Source organism: Vulcanococcus sp. (genome assembly GCF_044369115.1).
Classification (GTDB): domain Bacteria; phylum Cyanobacteriota; class Cyanobacteriia; order PCC-6307; family Cyanobiaceae; genus Vulcanococcus.
Genome location: NZ_JBIPMN010000050.1, coordinates 1 through 14,961, shown reverse-complemented (window position 1 = coordinate 14,961; position 14,961 = coordinate 1). Strand labels below are relative to the sequence as shown.

Below are 14,961 nucleotides of genomic sequence, written 5' to 3'. Positions count from 1 at the left end.
GCATCACCCAAGCCAACATCGACGCCAAGGTGGCCGAAGCCAAAGCCAACCCCAACCAGGCCGACCTGCGCCGCTTCTTGGGCGTAGAGGGCGACTTCGGCAAGCAGTTGGGCCTGCCAGCGGATTTCGTGGTGCAAGCCGTGAAAGCCGTGGGCAACTACGGCGAACTGTTTGAGCGCAACGTGGGCCAGGGCTCCAAGCTCAAGCTCGAGCGCGGCCTCAACCGCCAGTGGAGCGACGGCGGCCTGATCTACTCGCCGCCCTTCCGTTGATGCCCTCCCCTGCGGTCACCCCCTGGTGGCGGAACCGGCGGCTACTTCCCTGGCTGGTGCAAGGCGTCGCCGGCCTGGTGGTGCTGGTAGTGGTGGCGTTCCTGGTGGGCAACCTGGTGCGCAACCTCACCAACGCCGGCCTGCTGCTCAGCTGGAGCTGGCTGGGTAACCCCGCCGGTTTCGACGTTTCGGAAACGCTGCTGCCCTTCAACGCGGAGCTGCCCTACTGGCGCGCCCTGCTGGCCGGGCTGGTGAACACCCTGCGGGTGGTGGTGGCCGGCCTGGTGGGGGCCACGGTGCTGGGCACCTTGATCGGCGTGGCGGCTTTCAGCAGCAATGGTCTGTTGCGGCGCCTGGCGCGGGTATATGTGGAGCTGATCCGCAACATCCCGCTGCTGCTGCAGCTGGTGTTCTGGTATTTCGTGGTGTTCCTGTCCCTGCCCGGGGGCGAGCAGGCGATCCAGCTACCAGGTGTGGTGCTGGCCAAATCCGGGCTGTTTCTCGGCAAGCCCGAGCTGATCGATGGGGTGTGGCACGGGCAACTGCGGCTCACCGTGGAGTTCGGGGCCCTGCTCACCGGCCTGGTGGTGTACACAGCCGCGTTCATCGCTGAAGTGGTGCGCGGCGGAGTGGCTTCAGTACCGCCCGGCCAATGGGAAGCCTCCCGCTCACTCGGGCTCACGCCGCTGCAAACGCTGCAGCGCATCGTGCTGCCCCAGGCGCTGCGGGTGATCGTGCCGGGCCTCAACAGCCAATACATCTCTCTGGCCAAGAACTCCTCGCTGGCGGTGGCCTGTGGCTACACCGATCTCTATTCCGTGGCTGAAACCACCCTCAACCAAACCGGCCGTGCCGTGGAAGTGGTGCTGATCCTGCTGGGGTCCTATCTCGTGATCGATCTGCTGATCTCGGCGCTGATGAATGGCGTGAACAGCTGGGTGCAGATCAAGGAGCGCTAATGACAGTCCCTTCCCTCACCTTCTCCCGCCTGCGCCGCGAACTGTTCGCCACGCCCGTCGACGGCGTGATCACCCTGGCGCTGCTGGGCTTTCTGCTGGCCGTGGGCACGGCCTTCCTGCGCTGGGTGCTGTTTCAAGCCCAGTGGGCTGTGATCCAGGCCAACACCACCCTGTTTGCGGTGGGGCGCTATCCGATCGAGCAGCAGTGGCGCCTTTGGCTGCTCACCGGATTGCTGGCTGCCGCCAGCGGCCTGAGCTGGGGCCTGTTGCGCGGCAAAGGCACCTGGCCCCGCAACGACCAGCTGGCGGCCGGGATCCTGATCGCCCTAGCGGTGATCGGCAGCTGGGCCCTGAAGCTGGAGCTGCCGATTCAACTGCGCTGGTGGGGGATCACGGTGCTCCTGCTGGTCGTGCGCTGGGCGGCGGGTCGCTGGAGCCAGGCGGTGCCGGTGCCGCTGCTGCGGCTGGTGCCGTTGGTGTGGCTGGTGCTCTACCTGGTGGGCATGGTGCTGATCAGCGGAGGCCTCGGCCTGATGCGGGTGCCTCCAGGTGAGTGGGGCGGACTGCTCCTCACCCTGCTGGAGGCCAGCTTCGCAATCCTGCTCTGCTTCCCGCTGGGCATCCTGCTGGCCCTGGGCCGCCGCAGCGAACTACCACTACTGCGCTGGGGCTCGGTGCTCTACATCGAGTTCATCCGCGGCGCGCCGCTGATCACCTTGCTGTTCCTCGGGCAGAACATCCTGGGCTTCCTGCTGCCCGGTGGCCTGGCGCCGGATCGGGTGTGGCGAGCCGCCTGGGTGCTCACCTTCTTCGCCGCGGCCTATGTGGCCGAAGCCGTTCGTTCCGGCCTGGTGGCCCTGCCGCCAGGCCAACTGGAGGCCGCCCGCTCCCTCGGTCTACCGATGCACCAGGCCCTGATCCATGTGGTGCTGCCCCAGGCGCTGCGGGTGGCGCTGCCCGCCACGGTGGGGCAGTTCATCACCCTGCTGCAAGACACCACCCTGCTCTCGCTGATCGGGCTGCTCGATCTGCTGGGCACCGCCCGCACGGTGATGGCCAATCCGGAATTCCTGGGCAAAAACGCTGAGGTGTATTTGGTGCTGGCCGTGCTGTTCTGGTGCTGCTGCGCCGCCCTGGGCCTGGGCAGCCGCGCCCTCGAAACCCGCCTCAATCCCCTCGCCACATCGAAGGCATGACCAGCCCTACAGCCCTCCCCGTGATGATCGAAGCCCGCGGGGTTGAGAAGTGGTACCCCAATGGCTTTCAGGCCTTGCGGGGCGTGGATCTCACCGTGCACCAGGGTGAGGTGGTGGTGATCATGGGTCCCTCGGGCTCAGGCAAAAGCACCTTCATCCGCACCTTCAACGCCCTGGAGGATTTCCAGAAGGGCTCGATCGTGGTGGATGGAATGCCACTCTCCAACGACGTGCGCAACATCGATGCGATCCGCCGGGAAGTGGGCATGGTGTTCCAGCAGTTCAACCTCTTCCCGCACCTCACGGTGCTGGAGAACCTCACCCTGGCGCCCACGCTGGCGCGGCAGCGGCCCAAGCGGGAGGTGGAACAGCAGGCCCTCGAACTCCTGGAGCGGGTGGGCATTCACGAGCAGGCCCGCAAGTATCCAGGCCAGCTCTCCGGCGGCCAGCAGCAGCGGGTGGCGATTGCCCGTTCGCTCTGCATGGAGCCACGGATCATGCTGTTCGATGAACCCACCAGCGCCCTCGATCCCGAAATGGTGCAGGAGGTGCTGGCGGTGATGCAGGAGCTAGCCCGCGACGGCATGACCATGGTGGTGGTGACCCACGAGGTGCGCTTCGCCCGGCAGGTGGCCAGCCGTGTGGTGCTGATGGCGGAAGGGCAAGTGGTGGAAGAGGCGCCCCCGGAGCAGTTCTTCACCAATCCTCAGCACGCGCGCAGCCGCCAGTTCCTGAGCCAGATCCGCTAACAACTGAGAAAATGGGCCTGTAGCGACTCGACTAACTCCAGAGGGCCTTGAGCAAGTCATCAGAGCTTCAATGGCATGCCTTATCGCCTGAGGCCTGTCTGCAGGAGCTGAAGGCCAGCCGCGACGGACTCACCACGGCAGAAACAGCCCGTCGACTGGCGGCATCAGGCCCCAACAAGCTCGAACTCTCCAAGGGGCGCAGCACCTGGCAGATCCTCTGGGATCAGTTCAGCAACGTGATGCTGATCATGCTGCTGGCAGTGGCGGCTGTGTCAGCGGCGGTGTCGCTGCATCAGCAGGAATTTCCGAAGGATGCGATCGCGATCCTGGTGATCGTGGTGCTCAACGGCCTGCTGGGTTACCTGCAGGAAAGCAAAGCGCAGCAGGCCCTGCTCGCCCTGCGCGACATGGCGCAACCCATGGTGCAGGTGCGCCGCGATGGCCAGTGGCAGCGGGTGGGCAGCGAAGAGCTGGTGCCCGGTGATCTGATCCGGCTGGAGGCCGGCGATCGGGTGCCCGCCGATGCCCGCCTGCTGGAGGCGGCCGATCTTGGGGTGCGCGAGGCGGCGCTCACCGGTGAAGCCGAAGCGGTGTTCAAAAAGGCCGAGCTGGTGCTAGAGGAAGCCACACCGGTACTGGAGCGCCAGAACTGCCTGTTCCAGGGCACTGAGGTGGTGCGGGGCCGCGGTGTGGCCCTGGTGAGCGCCACCGGCATGGGCACCGAACTGGGGCAGATCGCTGAGCTGATCAACACCGCGGGCGGTGAAAGCACGCCGCTGCAAGAGCGGCTCGATGGTCTGGCCAAGGTGCTGGTGGGCAGCGCCCTGGCCCTGGTGGCGGTGGTGGTGGTGCTCGGCCTGCTGCTCAAGCAAGACCCGCTCAACCTGCTGGAGGTGTCGCTCTCGATGGCGGTGGCGATCGTGCCGGAGGGGCTGCCGGCGGTGATCACGGTGACATTGGCGATCGGCACCCAGCGCATGGTGCGCCGCGCCGCCCTGATCCGGCGCCTGCCGGCGGTGGAGGGCCTGGGCTCGGTGACCGTGATCTGCTCCGACAAAACCGGCACCCTCACCCAGAACCGCCAAGTGGTGCAGGAACTGCGGGTGGGCACCGAGCGCGTGAGCGTGAGCGGCCACGGCTACGACCCCAGCGGCAGCCTGAGTGCGAGCGCCATCGTGGCTCCCGCCGGCGCCAGTGCCGGAAGCGCCGCCGGGGCTTGCACACTGCTGCTGCAGGCTGGCGTGCTCTGCAGCGATGCCGAACACAAGCAGCTTGCTGATGGCAGCTGGGACATCCTGGGCGACCCCACCGAAGGTGCCCTCTCGGTGGTGGCTTTGAAAGCCGGCATCGATGATTTCGAGCTGCGCAGCCACTACCCCAGAGCCGCTGAGATTCCCTTCAGCTCCGAGCGCCAGCTAATGGCGGTGTGGATCGAGGATCCCCGCGCTGAGCTGCAGGGGCCGCTCGGCAGCGGCGCCTGCGGATCTTCCCGGCTGCTGATCAGCAAAGGAGCACCGGAAGTGATCATCGGCCTGTGCAATCGCTGGATCGATGGCTCCGGTGTGGTGGCCCTGAGCGATGGGCAGCGGCAGTGGTGGTTGGATCAGGCCCGCGACCTGGCCGGTTCGGGGCTGCGGGTGCTGGCCTTCGCCTGCGCTCCGCACCACCACAGTCCTGACGAGCAACTGGAAGGGCAAGTGCTGCTGGGCTTGATGGCGCAGCTCGATCCGGCGCGGCCGGAGGTGGCCACCGCTGTGGCCACCTGCCGCCAGGCGGGCATTCGCCCCGTGATGATCACCGGCGACCATCCGCTCACCGCCCGTGCGATCGGCAGTGCCATCGGCCTCACCGACACCGCAGGCGAGGTGATCCTCGGCCGGGAGCTGGAGGCGATGGACGAGCCCCAGCTGCGGCAAGCCGTGGCCCGCTGCAGCGTTTACGCCCGCGTGGCGCCGGAGCAGAAGCTGCGGATCGTGAAAGCGCTGCAGGCCAACGGCCAGGTGGTGGCCATGACCGGTGATGGCGTGAACGACGCCCCCGCCCTGAAGCAGGCCCACATCGGGGTGGCCATGGGCATCACCGGCACCGAAGTAAGCAAGGAAGCCGCCGACATGGTGCTGCTCGATGACAACTTCGCCACGATCGTGAATGCCGTGGAGGAGGGGCGCCTGGTGTACGCCAACATCCGCCGCTTCGTGAAATACATCCTCGGCAGCAACGTGGGCGAGCTGATCACCATCGCCTCGGCGCCACTGCTGGGGCTGGTGGGCGTGCCGCTTTCACCCCTGCAAATCCTCTGGATGAACCTGGTGACCGATGGCGTGCCAGCTCTGGCGCTAGCGCTCGAGCCCGGCGAGCAGGGTTTGATGCAGAAGGCGCCGGCGGAGCCTGGCGAATCGATCTTCGCCCGGGGCATCGGGCGTTACATCATCCGCATCGGCATCGTGTTTGCCGTGATCGTGATCGGCCTGATGCTCTACGCCTCTGGCCACAGCGGCGAACACTGGAAAACGATGGTGTTCACCACCCTCTGTCTGGCCCAAATGGGCCACGCCCTCTCGGCCCGCAGCGATCTGCCGCTGCTGCAGGTGGCACCGTTCTCCAACCCTTGGCTGATCTGGGCTGTGGTGCTCACCACCGGGCTGCAACTGCTGCTGCTCTATGTGCCAGCGCTATCGGGCTTCTTTGGAACCACAGCACTCTCCGCCTCGGATCTGGGCATCTGCATTGGCTTCAGCCTGCTCTTCTTCCTCTATCTGGAGCTGGAGAAGATCTGGCGGCTGTGGCGCCGCCAAGCCAGCAGCGACGCCTAATCGCAGCGAGTGCTCTTACTTCTGAGACTTAACCATCTCATAAGTAAGAGCACCGGAACGCATCTCATCGGTGAGCGCGATGGCGCCCACGAATGGCAGGGCCGCCATCACCCATAGGCCGAACAGCATCAGGGTCTTCGCCGAGAGTGGCCGGTTGCCCTCCGGCCAGGTTTGCACCAAGAGCCGGCCGCAGCCGCAGCAGCTCAACCCCTCTGAGGTTTTGCTAATCAAACGCTCACCGCAGTACCCGCAAGCCACTGACCGATCGCGTCCACAGTACCAATGTTGATTGGGAACGAGTCGCCTAACTGTTCAACTTGAACGCTTCGGTCCAGTCAGCGATGAGCGGATGAGGGCGGAACGCTGGAGGCCTGCCCTGGCTTGCTCATGAACACACGGCCCGTGGTCACGCGGCCCAATCGCGAACGCTCCCCGCGCTCAACCCTTCGTTCGTTGAGCGGCGGAAGGCCAAGCAGCAATGACGGAGGCACCACCAACAACAGGAGCACCAGCCAGCGGCGTGCATTGCGCGTCCACCACAGATAGGCCGGCAACGGCGGCTTCACTGGCAAGGGACGACCGCAGCCTGCACAGATCAGGCGGATGGGCGGCTCCGTTGACACGGCCACCAGCCGAGCGCCACAGCTGGGGCAGGCCACGGCCGCTAAGCCAACACGGCCTCAGGATGACAGAACGGCAAAAAGCCCGCCTTGCGGCGGGCTGGAGAGGTCAGAAGGAACCAACGATCACTTCGCAGAAGCGAAGTCGGGGTAGGCCTCCATGCCGTGCTCACCGATGTCGAGACCTTCGATCTCTTCCTTCTCGGTGACGCGGATGCCACCGAAGATGGCACCGATAATCGACCAGACGATGAAGCTGCTCACGATCGCGAAGATCGCGAAGGACAGCGCACCTACGATCTGAATGCCGAGCTGGCTGAAGCCATGGCCGGTGAACAGACCCTTGTCGACGTTGAACAGGCCCACAGCCAGGGTGGCCCAGATGCCGCAGGTGCCGTGCACGGAGAAGGCGCCCACCGGATCATCGATCTTCAGGCCATCAACCCAGGCCACGGAGAACACCACGAGGATGCCGGCAATGAAGCCCACAACCCAGGCAGCAGGCATCGAGAAGCCATCGCAACCAGCAGTCACACCCACCAGGCCGGCCAGGATGCCGTTGATGGTCATGGTGAGGTCGGGCTTACCGCCGGTGAACTGGCTAAGGAGGGTGGCAGCAATGCCGCCGCCGGCAGCGCCGAGGGTGGTGGTAACAGCGATGTAAGGCACTTCAGGTGCCATCGACAGCCAGGAACCGGGGTTGAAGCCGTACCAGCCGAGCCACAGGATCAGGCAGCCGAGCGTGGCAATCGAGAGGTTGTGACCAGGGATGGCCTGGGTTTTGCCATCCACGAATTTGCCGATACGGGGGCCGAGGAGCATGGCACCCACCAGACCAGCCCAGGCACCGAAGGAGTGCACCACGGTGGATCCGGCGAAGTCGATGAAGCCGAGACGGTTCAGCCAACCGCCACCAACGCCAGCGTCGTCGGGGAAGTTCCACTGCCAGGAACCGGAGATCGGGTAGAGGATGCCCACCAGCACGAGCGAGAAGATCACGAACTCGCCGAACTTGATGCGCTCAGCCACCAGACCCGACACGATCGTGGCGGCGGTGCCAGCAAAGGCAGCCTGGAACAGGAAATCGACGCTCGGAACCAGCGAACCGTCCGTCACCATCTCAGGGGTAACGGTGGGATCAAAGAACAGACCACCGAACTTGAACCAACCGGGAATCACCCAATCGGCGTTGTACATGATCTTGTAGCCGATGAACCAGTAAGCCGTTACCGCCAGGGCGAAAACGATCAGGTTCTTGGCAAGGATGTTGACGGCGTTCTTCTGGCGACACATCCCGGCTTCCACCATGGCGAAGCCGGCGTTCATGAAGATCACCAGCGCGGCGCAGATCAACAGGAACATGTTGTTGGCCAGGAATGCCGGCGTGAGCTCAGGGAGCTCGGCGGCATGGGCGGCCAAATTGAACAGACCCAAACCCATCAGTGCGATGGGGATACAGGCCAGCCAGGTGAGCGTGCGGTTGGAGGAGAGGCCGCGAACTTTGCGCAGCAGCAGCTCGGGAGCCTCCAACAGACTCGCTTCCTGCAAACTTCTCGGCCGGCGCCGAGAAGAGGGCGAGGCAACAGTCATAAGAATCGCTGGTTGGTGATGGCGGTGATCCGCCATTGGCCACAGATCATTCGCGATCTCGGCGCCGCCAATTGTTACCGCCGCTACAAAACGGCGGATCAGTCCATTCGGCGCCGCAACGGATTCCCCGAACAAAAGCTTGCACAAGCACACTTGCAACCATCGTTTTGTAAAGAAAGGGGCTATATGTTCACCATGAACAGTCTTGATTCGGTAGAACTTGCTCAGAAGGACAAAACGTTGGGTGAGCCGCCCTTGGGCCCTGGTTCACCGGAAGTAGCCCACCGCTAGGCGAAGCAACGCTCCTTCCCACGAAGCGGACCCGTCTGACAGCAGACCCTCCTCAACCCTTCGAGGCCCATCCCATGACCAAACTTCAATACCGCGGCGTCAGCTACGACAACGCCAGCCACGAGCAGCCCAGCGTTCAACCCGTGGATCACGCCTATCGCGGTCAGCACTACGACGCCCCTTTGCGCCATGAGGCTGCGCCCGTGGACACCGAGGTGGAACTGCAGTACCGCGGCCACGCCTATCACCACCGCCAGGCCGAGGCAGCTAAGCAGGTGAGCCAAGGCTGAGCCTCCGAGCGCTCATCTCACCCGCCCGTTCTCCAATCGGTTGCTGTTGTTACGACAGCAAGCGCAACCTCCCCCTCAAATGGGGGGAGGTTTTTTGTTGGGTCATGGATCGCCACGGCACAGATCTGAGCCTCACCGCTAAAGGCGACAGCTTCCAGCTCGAGGCCCGTTCGGTGATGGGGATGCTGTGGCTGCAGACCCACTTCGAGACCAGCACCTGGGACCTGATCTGCGCTGGTGCTGTGCGGTTGAAGGCCGACTGTTGCCATCACCTCTGCAGGGATGCCCGCGAAGCCGGCCTCAACGTGGCGTGCCTCAGCCTTGTTTGAGACGGCGCTGACGCCACTCCAGAGCGTTCCAAGCCACGAACACCAACACCAAGGGCACCACCGCAGCCAGCACCACGAAGCGGAACTGATCAAGCCCTGATGAAGCGGCGCTGTGCAGCACCTGCTCCGCCAGGTACAGCACATACAAACCCAGCAACACCCAGCCCTCCTGGCGACTGATGACGCCGCCACTCCAGAAGATCGGAAGGCAAGCCAAGGTGGTGGCCACCATGATCGGGAAGTCGCGGGTGATCAGCAGGGGATCCACCTGCAAGCCGTCGGTTCCCGAAACCAAGCCACACAGCCCCAAAATCACCAGCTGGTTGAGCAGGTTGCTGCCCACCACATTGCCGATGGCGAGATCGGCCTTGCCCCGATAGGCCGCCACCAGCGATGTCACGAGTTCCGGCATGGACGTGCCGGCCGACACGATCGTGAGACCGATGACGGCTTCACTCACCCCGAGGCCCTGGGCGGCGGTGATCGCGCCCTTCACCAACACCTGCGAGCCGAGCACCAACAAAACGAGACCGGCGGCCAGCTTGGCGGCGGCCACCGGAGCGCTTGAGCGCCCATCCGTCTCCAAAGCCTCGGCCTCCTCAGCAGGCTCCTCTGAGGCGGTGCGGGCCTCCCACACCAGATTGATCACAGTTCCAGTGAGCAGAGCCAGACCCCCGATCCAGGTGAGCCGACCTCCGGAAGCCATGCCCCAGGTGGCCATCGACACTCCGAGCAGCAAGGGCACATCGCGGCGCACCAAGCGGCTCTTCACCCGCAGCGGCATCACCACGGCGCTAGCCCCGAGCACCACCAACACATTGAAGATGTTGGAGCCCACCACGTTGGTGACCGCAATCGCATCACCACCAGGTCCACCCTGAAGGGTGGAGAGGAGGCTCACAAACAGCTCGGGGGCACTGGTGCCCAGCGACACCACCGTGAGGCCGATCACGATCTGAGGAATGCCCAGCAGGAGGGCCAGGGCCACGGATCCGGCCACAAACAGTTCACCGCCACCAAACAGCAGCAGGATGCCGGCGACGATCTGAAACGCACTAAGGGCGTAGGGCATGAAGCGCTCAACACACGGCTTAATTCTCGGTTAAAGGCGGCTTCTTGTCTGCCGTGGGCTGATCGGCCGTGATCGGGGGGGCCACCTGTGGTGGCGCTGGCGGAATCGGTAGCGCTTGCGGCTTCGGAACGGCCTCCTCCCCGCTCACCGGCTCAGGATTAGGGGCCGCTTCAGGACCGATCACATCAATCGACACCCGCTGCACCAGTAGGCGGAAGTTGAAGCCCTGCTGCTTGTTGATGAAGTCTTGTACGGCGGCCACCTGCTTCGAGGTGGGCAGATTCGGCCGGCTCACGCTCACCGCAGCCTTGATCAGCGGCGGGTTCTGATTCCAATCAATCGAAACACCGGTGAGCTCCGAATCCTTGCCAAGGGTGATGGTGCGCTGCCGCAAGCTCTCGGTGATCGCCCGCTCCACCTGTTGCAGGGCCTGGCGACGCTGAGCCTGCTTCACCAGGCCAAGGAAACTTCCGGTGAGAGGAATCAACAGCAAACCGGTAAGCAGCAAGCTCACCAGGCCGATGCGGCTGCGCCACAACTGCTGGCGCAGACTGGCCTGACTCACCACCAAGGTGAGCAGGCCACCCGAAAGGATGCCCAGCAGGTTGGCGGCAAACAGCAGGGCGGCACCACGGGCAGGACCCCACTGCTGAATCGAAAGCAGAAGGCCAAGGACACACACCGGCGGCACCAGGGCAACCGCGATAGCGGTGCCGGCGATCGACGACACCGCTTCCGGACGCAGCCGGCCGTAGGTGGCAATCGAACCGGCTACCAGAGCGATGCCGAGATCCAGCAGGTTGGGGGTGGTGCGGCGCAGCACCTCATCGCCCAGCACCGGCAGGCGCGCCAGCCAGCCCAATCCCGCCGACAGGGCCATGGTGATCGCCACACCCACCGCCAGGGTGAGCAACGCCCGCCCTACCAAGGGAAGGCGCCCCTCCACGATCGCGAAGGAGGCACTGCGCAGCGGCAGGATCCAAGGCGCGATCAACATCGCCCCGATCACCACCGCAGGGCTATCGGCCAGCAGACCCAGTGTGGCAATCAGGCTCGCCGCCACGGTGAGCACCACAAAGGGCTCATCCAGGCGAGCCTCCCGCTCGAACCCAGCCTCCAGAGAAGCAATGCTGGTGGGCTGAACCATCAGCGATGGGGGGCGGCTCGATCCAGGATGACCGATTCGGGCAAGCGGGCTAGGGATTGCACCACGGACACTGACCGGGATCGGCCTGGATCCGTCCATCGCGGCGTGGGTGTTCGAGCCGGGCACCGCACCGCTGGCAGCCCCAGATCTCGCTGAGGGTGAGCTCGGTGGCGGTACCGCAATCGCTGCAGGGCAAGCCGGGCTGGGTGTCGAGCAGACCCCAGCCCGGGCTGCCGCACTCGGGGCAGGGGTTGCGGAGCCGGCGCACGAGGGCACTACCCAGGCGGCGGATCGAGCGCATGCGGGTGGGGTTGCAGTGGGCCCGCATGTCGGTTTCAAGCCACACACGCCCATCTGGATCGGCGGCACGGCAAGAGCGGATGGCCTCAGCCAGCGCATCACTGCAATGCAGCCCCTTGAACAGCACGCCGGCCTGAGGCGTCGCCGGACGCGCAATCACGGCGTGAGAGGGAAAGATCACTTGATCCAGCCAGGGTTCCAGCTCGCCATCGGGCTCCAGCAGGGTGTGGCTGTAGTTGGTGCGCCACTCGAGCCGCTGCTCGAGCACACAGAGATCGCGCTCCTGATCAATCAACACAAGGAGTTCCTGCCCGACCGGCAACATCGGCATGGCCGGATGGGGGCCGAAGCTCGCCTCACTCGCCAGGCCGATAGGCAGACCACTGGCTTCGAGGCCAAGGCGCGCTTTGGCCTCACAGGTGGCCGCCGCTTCAGCAAGGCGCGGGATTTCGCCGCTGAAGGTGCCCAGCAGATCGGTGTCGACAGAAGAGAGCTCGAGCGTCGCGCCCAACCCCCAGCGAAAGGGGAGAGCCAGAGCCCGCTGCTTGCCATGCCGGGTCGCGAGAGCGATGGAGCGGCCGCAGTAAGCGCCCAAAGCAGACAGCTCGAACAGCAAAACCTTAGCGAAACCTCACATCAATCCCGCGCAGCCATTCAACCAACAAATAATTCAAGAACGTAATTACAAAGAAAGAGGTAGCGCAAGAACATCGCGCTGTTGAGCAGGAACACACACAATCGCGACGATTCAGCAATCCTTATCAATTCAATCGGAAGCGCTACAGCGAAGGCTACCCAAAGAAATCCTGAAGCCCCCTACTGTTCCGCCGCAACAGTCCATGGTGCCCTCGGGCAATCGTGACTCCCTATCCATTGCATGCACTGGCAATGCAGTCAGCCATGTCGGAACGATGCTTGCAGTTTGCACTTGAAGCGGGCCAATCGCTACCCGTTCATTTGGGCTGGCGGGTGAACAGTGGCTACATCAGAGCCACCGGTCAAACGGAGTTTGCCGAGATCTTCACCGTCGGCATCTGGGGACCCGGTGAGATTGTGATGCCGGAATTACTGAGCCAACAGCCCGTTGAATTGCGGGCTCTCTCCACGGCATCGGTTCATCAGTGGGAACCATCCGATGAGGAGCGCCAGAGCTGTTCTCTGATTCAAATCAAGCAGATGGGCATGTTGCTTCAGCTCACGCGGATGCGGCCGGTTGAAGCCCGTTTATTCAACCTGTTGCTCTGGCTGAGCGCGCGATTCGGCGCCAGCCATCAAGGCGGTCACTCATTGCCTCTTGAGGCAATGAATCTCACCCACCGCCAACTGGCCGAGATGGCCAGCGTGTCGCGGGTCACGGTGACCAAAGCGCTCGGCCATTTTCGCCAACAGGGCTGGCTGCAACAGGAAGGAGCCCTGGAGATCCTCACGGCCCAGGGCATTCGGGCCTTCCAGGCGGCGGGGTGAAGCAATGACCTTCATCAGCCTCAAAAGCCGAGATCCACCACAACAACAACTGCTTCTGGATCACTCAGCGCCAGATCCACCCGCAATCATTCCACCAGAACAATCCTGTGTCTGACTTCCTCGAGCTGTTTATCAAACAGCTTCAATCACCAACACTTGGCTTCCTCCTGGGTGGCATTGTTGTTGCCGCTTTTGGCAGCCAGCTGGCCATCCCCGATTCAATTTATCGATTCATCACCTTTTTCCTGCTGATGAAAATCGGATTGAGTGGTGGCATCGCCATCCGCAATTCGAATTTCTCAGAGATTCTGCTACCAGCTCTAGCTGCAGTGGCAATTGGCATCATCATTGTGCTAATCAGCCGCTACACCCTGGCCCGATTGCCTGGGATCAAAGTGGCCGATGCCGTGGCCACCGGTGGCCTGTTTGGTGCTGTGAGTGGCTCCACGCTGGCTGCCGTGCTGCCACAACTGGATTCAGCCAAAATCCCCTACGAAGCGTGGACTGCAGCTCTTTATCCGTTCATGGATATTCCGGCCCTGGTAACGGCCATCGTGGTGGCTAGCGTTTATATCAGCAAGCAAACAGGTAAGGCGTCTGAGAAGGTTGAAATCTGGCCGATCATCAAAGACAGCCTGCAAAGCTCTGCCGTAACAGCCCTGCTACTGGGTGTGGCCCTTGGCATTGCCACGAAGCCTGAGCCCGTGTACGAGAGCTTTTTCAACCCTCTGTTCCGCGGCTTCCTCTCGATCCTGATGATCATCATGGGCATGGAGGCCGCCCAGCGGATGAATGAGCTGCGCAAGGTCGCTCAATGGTTTGCCATCTACGCCTTTATTGCACCGATTCTGCATGGCTTCCTGGCCTTCGGCCTTGGCCTCGTGATCCACAAGATCACTGGTTTCAGCATCGGTGGCGCCGTTGTGCTGGCGGTGATCGCGGCATCAAGCTCCGACATCTCCGGTCCGCCCACCCTGCGTGCGGGGATCCCCTCGGCCAATCCATCGGCCTACATCGGCGCCTCCACAGCCATCGGCACGCCCGTGGCGATCGCCATCTGCATCCCCCTATTCATTGGCATTGCCGAAATGATGCTCGGCATGCAATAGCCCCAACCACCAACCCATCAACGATCAAACCATGAGCCAACAGGTCTGGAAACTGGTGATTGTTGGAGAGGAGATCCTTTCCAAGAAGCTCATCAAGCTGATCAAGGAAGCCGGTGCCACCGGCTACACAGTGACAGCAGCCGGTGGCGAAGGCAGCCGCAATGTTCGCTCCACAGGCGAGCCGAGCGTGTCGCACACCCTGGCCAACGTGAAGATCGAGGTGCTCACCGGCACCCGCGAACTGGCCGACAAGATCACCCGGGAGATCGAGGCAAAGTTCTACGCCGATTATTCGATCATTACTTACATCTCTCAAGTGGAAGCCCTGCGCGACCACAAGTTCTAATCAGCTAAGCCAATCAACCAACATAGCCCCAGTCATGCCAGCAGCATGGCTGGGGTGATTTTTTCGAGCGCTGACGCACTCCCTCTCTCACACCCCTCCACTCAAGCCGTGCAGTTTCTCAACGACAACCGCTTTCTCTCTGGCATTCACAGCTACGAACGGCTGCTGGCCAAATTGCTCGCCATTCTGCTGGCGGTGGTGATTGGTGTTGGCACCGTTGAACTGTTTCTGGAAACCATCATCAAAACGCTGAACACGCAGACCGATTGGTTTGACGGCAATCTGATCAAGCTCCTGGATCGCCTCCTGCAGATCTTTATCGCCCTGGAAGTGCTGCAGAACGTGACCGCTTACCTGCGGGATCAGGTGGTGCAGATCGAACTGGTGCTGCTGACAGCTCTCACAGCCGTTGCA

General features: G+C 63.2%; 17 protein-coding genes and 1 pseudogene. 12 read left to right on the top strand and 6 right to left on the bottom strand.

Annotated features, from left to right (window positions below; all coding sequences use genetic code 11):
• The 5 genes and pseudogenes from ACIQ2E_RS05495 to ACIQ2E_RS05475 form a co-directional block, all read left to right on the top strand.
• Nucleotides 1-272 (top strand): annotated as a pseudogene (locus tag ACIQ2E_RS05495) (amino acid ABC transporter substrate-binding protein); the annotation flags it as partial.
• A complete protein-coding gene (locus ACIQ2E_RS05490) occupies nucleotides 272-1,231 on the top strand; it encodes an ABC transporter permease subunit (RefSeq protein ID WP_398327330.1) in 960 nt (319 codons plus the stop codon). The pseudogene ACIQ2E_RS05495 and the gene ACIQ2E_RS05490, both read left to right, overlap by 1 nt.
• Nucleotides 1,231-2,427: an amino acid ABC transporter permease gene (locus tag ACIQ2E_RS05485; protein ID WP_398327327.1), complete on the top strand. Its 1,197-nt coding sequence runs from the start codon at nucleotides 1,231-1,233 to the stop codon at nucleotides 2,425-2,427. Before ACIQ2E_RS05490 ends, ACIQ2E_RS05485 begins: the two co-directional genes overlap by 1 nt.
• Nucleotides 2,424-3,176, top strand: a complete 753-nt coding sequence (locus ACIQ2E_RS05480; protein WP_398327325.1) for an amino acid ABC transporter ATP-binding protein — start codon at nucleotides 2,424-2,426, stop codon at nucleotides 3,174-3,176. Before ACIQ2E_RS05485 ends, ACIQ2E_RS05480 begins: the two co-directional genes overlap by 4 nt.
• A gap of 47 nt (nucleotides 3,177-3,223) precedes the next feature.
• Nucleotides 3,224-5,989 (top strand): cation-translocating P-type ATPase, encoded by a 2,766-nt coding sequence (locus tag ACIQ2E_RS05475; RefSeq protein ID WP_398327322.1) that lies wholly within the window; start codon nucleotides 3,224-3,226, stop codon nucleotides 5,987-5,989.
• A 15-nt stretch (nucleotides 5,990-6,004) separates the two neighbouring features.
• Here ACIQ2E_RS05475 and ACIQ2E_RS05470 read toward each other — a convergent pair whose 3' ends face one another.
• The 3 genes from ACIQ2E_RS05470 to ACIQ2E_RS05460 all read right to left on the bottom strand — a co-directional run bounded on the left by ACIQ2E_RS05470 (nucleotide 6,005) and on the right by ACIQ2E_RS05460 (nucleotide 8,199).
• On the bottom strand, nucleotides 6,005-6,220 hold the full coding sequence (locus tag ACIQ2E_RS05470; protein WP_398327319.1) for a hypothetical protein: 216 nt from the start codon (nucleotides 6,218-6,220) through the stop codon (nucleotides 6,005-6,007).
• A 104-nt stretch (nucleotides 6,221-6,324) separates the two neighbouring features.
• Nucleotides 6,325-6,648, bottom strand: coding sequence for a hypothetical protein (locus ACIQ2E_RS05465; RefSeq protein ID WP_398327316.1), 324 nt, complete (start codon nucleotides 6,646-6,648; stop codon nucleotides 6,325-6,327).
• Between the two features lie 87 nt (nucleotides 6,649-6,735).
• Nucleotides 6,736-8,199: an ammonium transporter gene (locus ACIQ2E_RS05460; RefSeq protein WP_398327313.1), complete on the bottom strand. Its 1,464-nt coding sequence runs from the start codon at nucleotides 8,197-8,199 to the stop codon at nucleotides 6,736-6,738.
• An 18-nt stretch (nucleotides 8,200-8,217) separates the two neighbouring features.
• Between ACIQ2E_RS05460 and ACIQ2E_RS05455 the strand changes: the two genes are divergently transcribed.
• The 3 genes from ACIQ2E_RS05455 to ACIQ2E_RS05445 all read left to right on the top strand — a co-directional run bounded on the left by ACIQ2E_RS05455 (nucleotide 8,218) and on the right by ACIQ2E_RS05445 (nucleotide 9,109).
• On the top strand, nucleotides 8,218-8,490 hold the full coding sequence (locus ACIQ2E_RS05455; protein WP_398327310.1) for a hypothetical protein: 273 nt from the start codon (nucleotides 8,218-8,220) through the stop codon (nucleotides 8,488-8,490).
• A 74-nt stretch (nucleotides 8,491-8,564) separates the two neighbouring features.
• The gene (locus ACIQ2E_RS05450) at nucleotides 8,565-8,780 is read left to right on the top strand and encodes a DUF4278 domain-containing protein (protein WP_398327307.1); all 216 of its coding nucleotides are present in this window, start codon (nucleotides 8,565-8,567) and stop codon (nucleotides 8,778-8,780) included.
• Nucleotides 8,781-8,884: 104 nt separating this feature from the next.
• On the top strand, nucleotides 8,885-9,109 hold the full coding sequence (locus tag ACIQ2E_RS05445) for a hypothetical protein (RefSeq protein ID WP_398327304.1): 225 nt from the start codon (nucleotides 8,885-8,887) through the stop codon (nucleotides 9,107-9,109).
• Here ACIQ2E_RS05445 and ACIQ2E_RS05440 read toward each other — a convergent pair.
• The 3 genes from ACIQ2E_RS05440 to ACIQ2E_RS05430 are packed head-to-tail and all read right to left on the bottom strand — an operon-like array spanning nucleotide 9,096 to nucleotide 12,244.
• Nucleotides 9,096-10,181 (bottom strand): calcium/sodium antiporter, encoded by a 1,086-nt coding sequence (locus tag ACIQ2E_RS05440; protein ID WP_398327302.1) that lies wholly within the window; start codon nucleotides 10,179-10,181, stop codon nucleotides 9,096-9,098. The genes ACIQ2E_RS05445 and ACIQ2E_RS05440 overlap by 14 nt on opposite strands.
• 19 nt (nucleotides 10,182-10,200) lie before the next feature.
• Nucleotides 10,201-11,328 (bottom strand): DUF389 domain-containing protein, encoded by a 1,128-nt coding sequence (locus ACIQ2E_RS05435; protein ID WP_398327299.1) that lies wholly within the window; start codon nucleotides 11,326-11,328, stop codon nucleotides 10,201-10,203.
• Nucleotides 11,329-11,377: 49 nt separating this feature from the next.
• On the bottom strand, nucleotides 11,378-12,244 hold the full coding sequence (locus ACIQ2E_RS05430) for a DUF6671 family protein (protein ID WP_398327296.1): 867 nt from the start codon (nucleotides 12,242-12,244) through the stop codon (nucleotides 11,378-11,380).
• Between the two features lie 284 nt (nucleotides 12,245-12,528).
• Here ACIQ2E_RS05430 and ACIQ2E_RS05425 point away from each other — a divergent pair, with 284 nt between their 5' ends.
• The 4 genes from ACIQ2E_RS05425 to ACIQ2E_RS05410 all read left to right on the top strand — a co-directional run.
• Entirely contained in the window at nucleotides 12,529-13,092 is a 564-nt protein-coding gene (locus tag ACIQ2E_RS05425) for a Crp/Fnr family transcriptional regulator (RefSeq protein WP_398327293.1), read from the top strand.
• Between the two features lie 107 nt (nucleotides 13,093-13,199).
• Complete coding sequence (locus tag ACIQ2E_RS05420; RefSeq protein ID WP_398327290.1) at nucleotides 13,200-14,201, top strand: sodium-dependent bicarbonate transport family permease; 1,002 nt, start codon at nucleotides 13,200-13,202, stop codon at nucleotides 14,199-14,201.
• Between the two features lie 31 nt (nucleotides 14,202-14,232).
• Nucleotides 14,233-14,547 carry a P-II family nitrogen regulator gene (locus ACIQ2E_RS05415; RefSeq protein ID WP_398327287.1) on the top strand — a complete coding sequence of 105 codons (315 nt, stop codon included), beginning with the start codon at nucleotides 14,233-14,235 and terminating at the stop codon, nucleotides 14,545-14,547.
• 108 nt (nucleotides 14,548-14,655) lie between these two features.
• Nucleotides 14,656-14,961, top strand: a 306-nt coding sequence (locus ACIQ2E_RS05410) for a phosphate-starvation-inducible PsiE family protein (RefSeq protein WP_398327284.1), incomplete at its 3' end; no start/stop codon positions are given.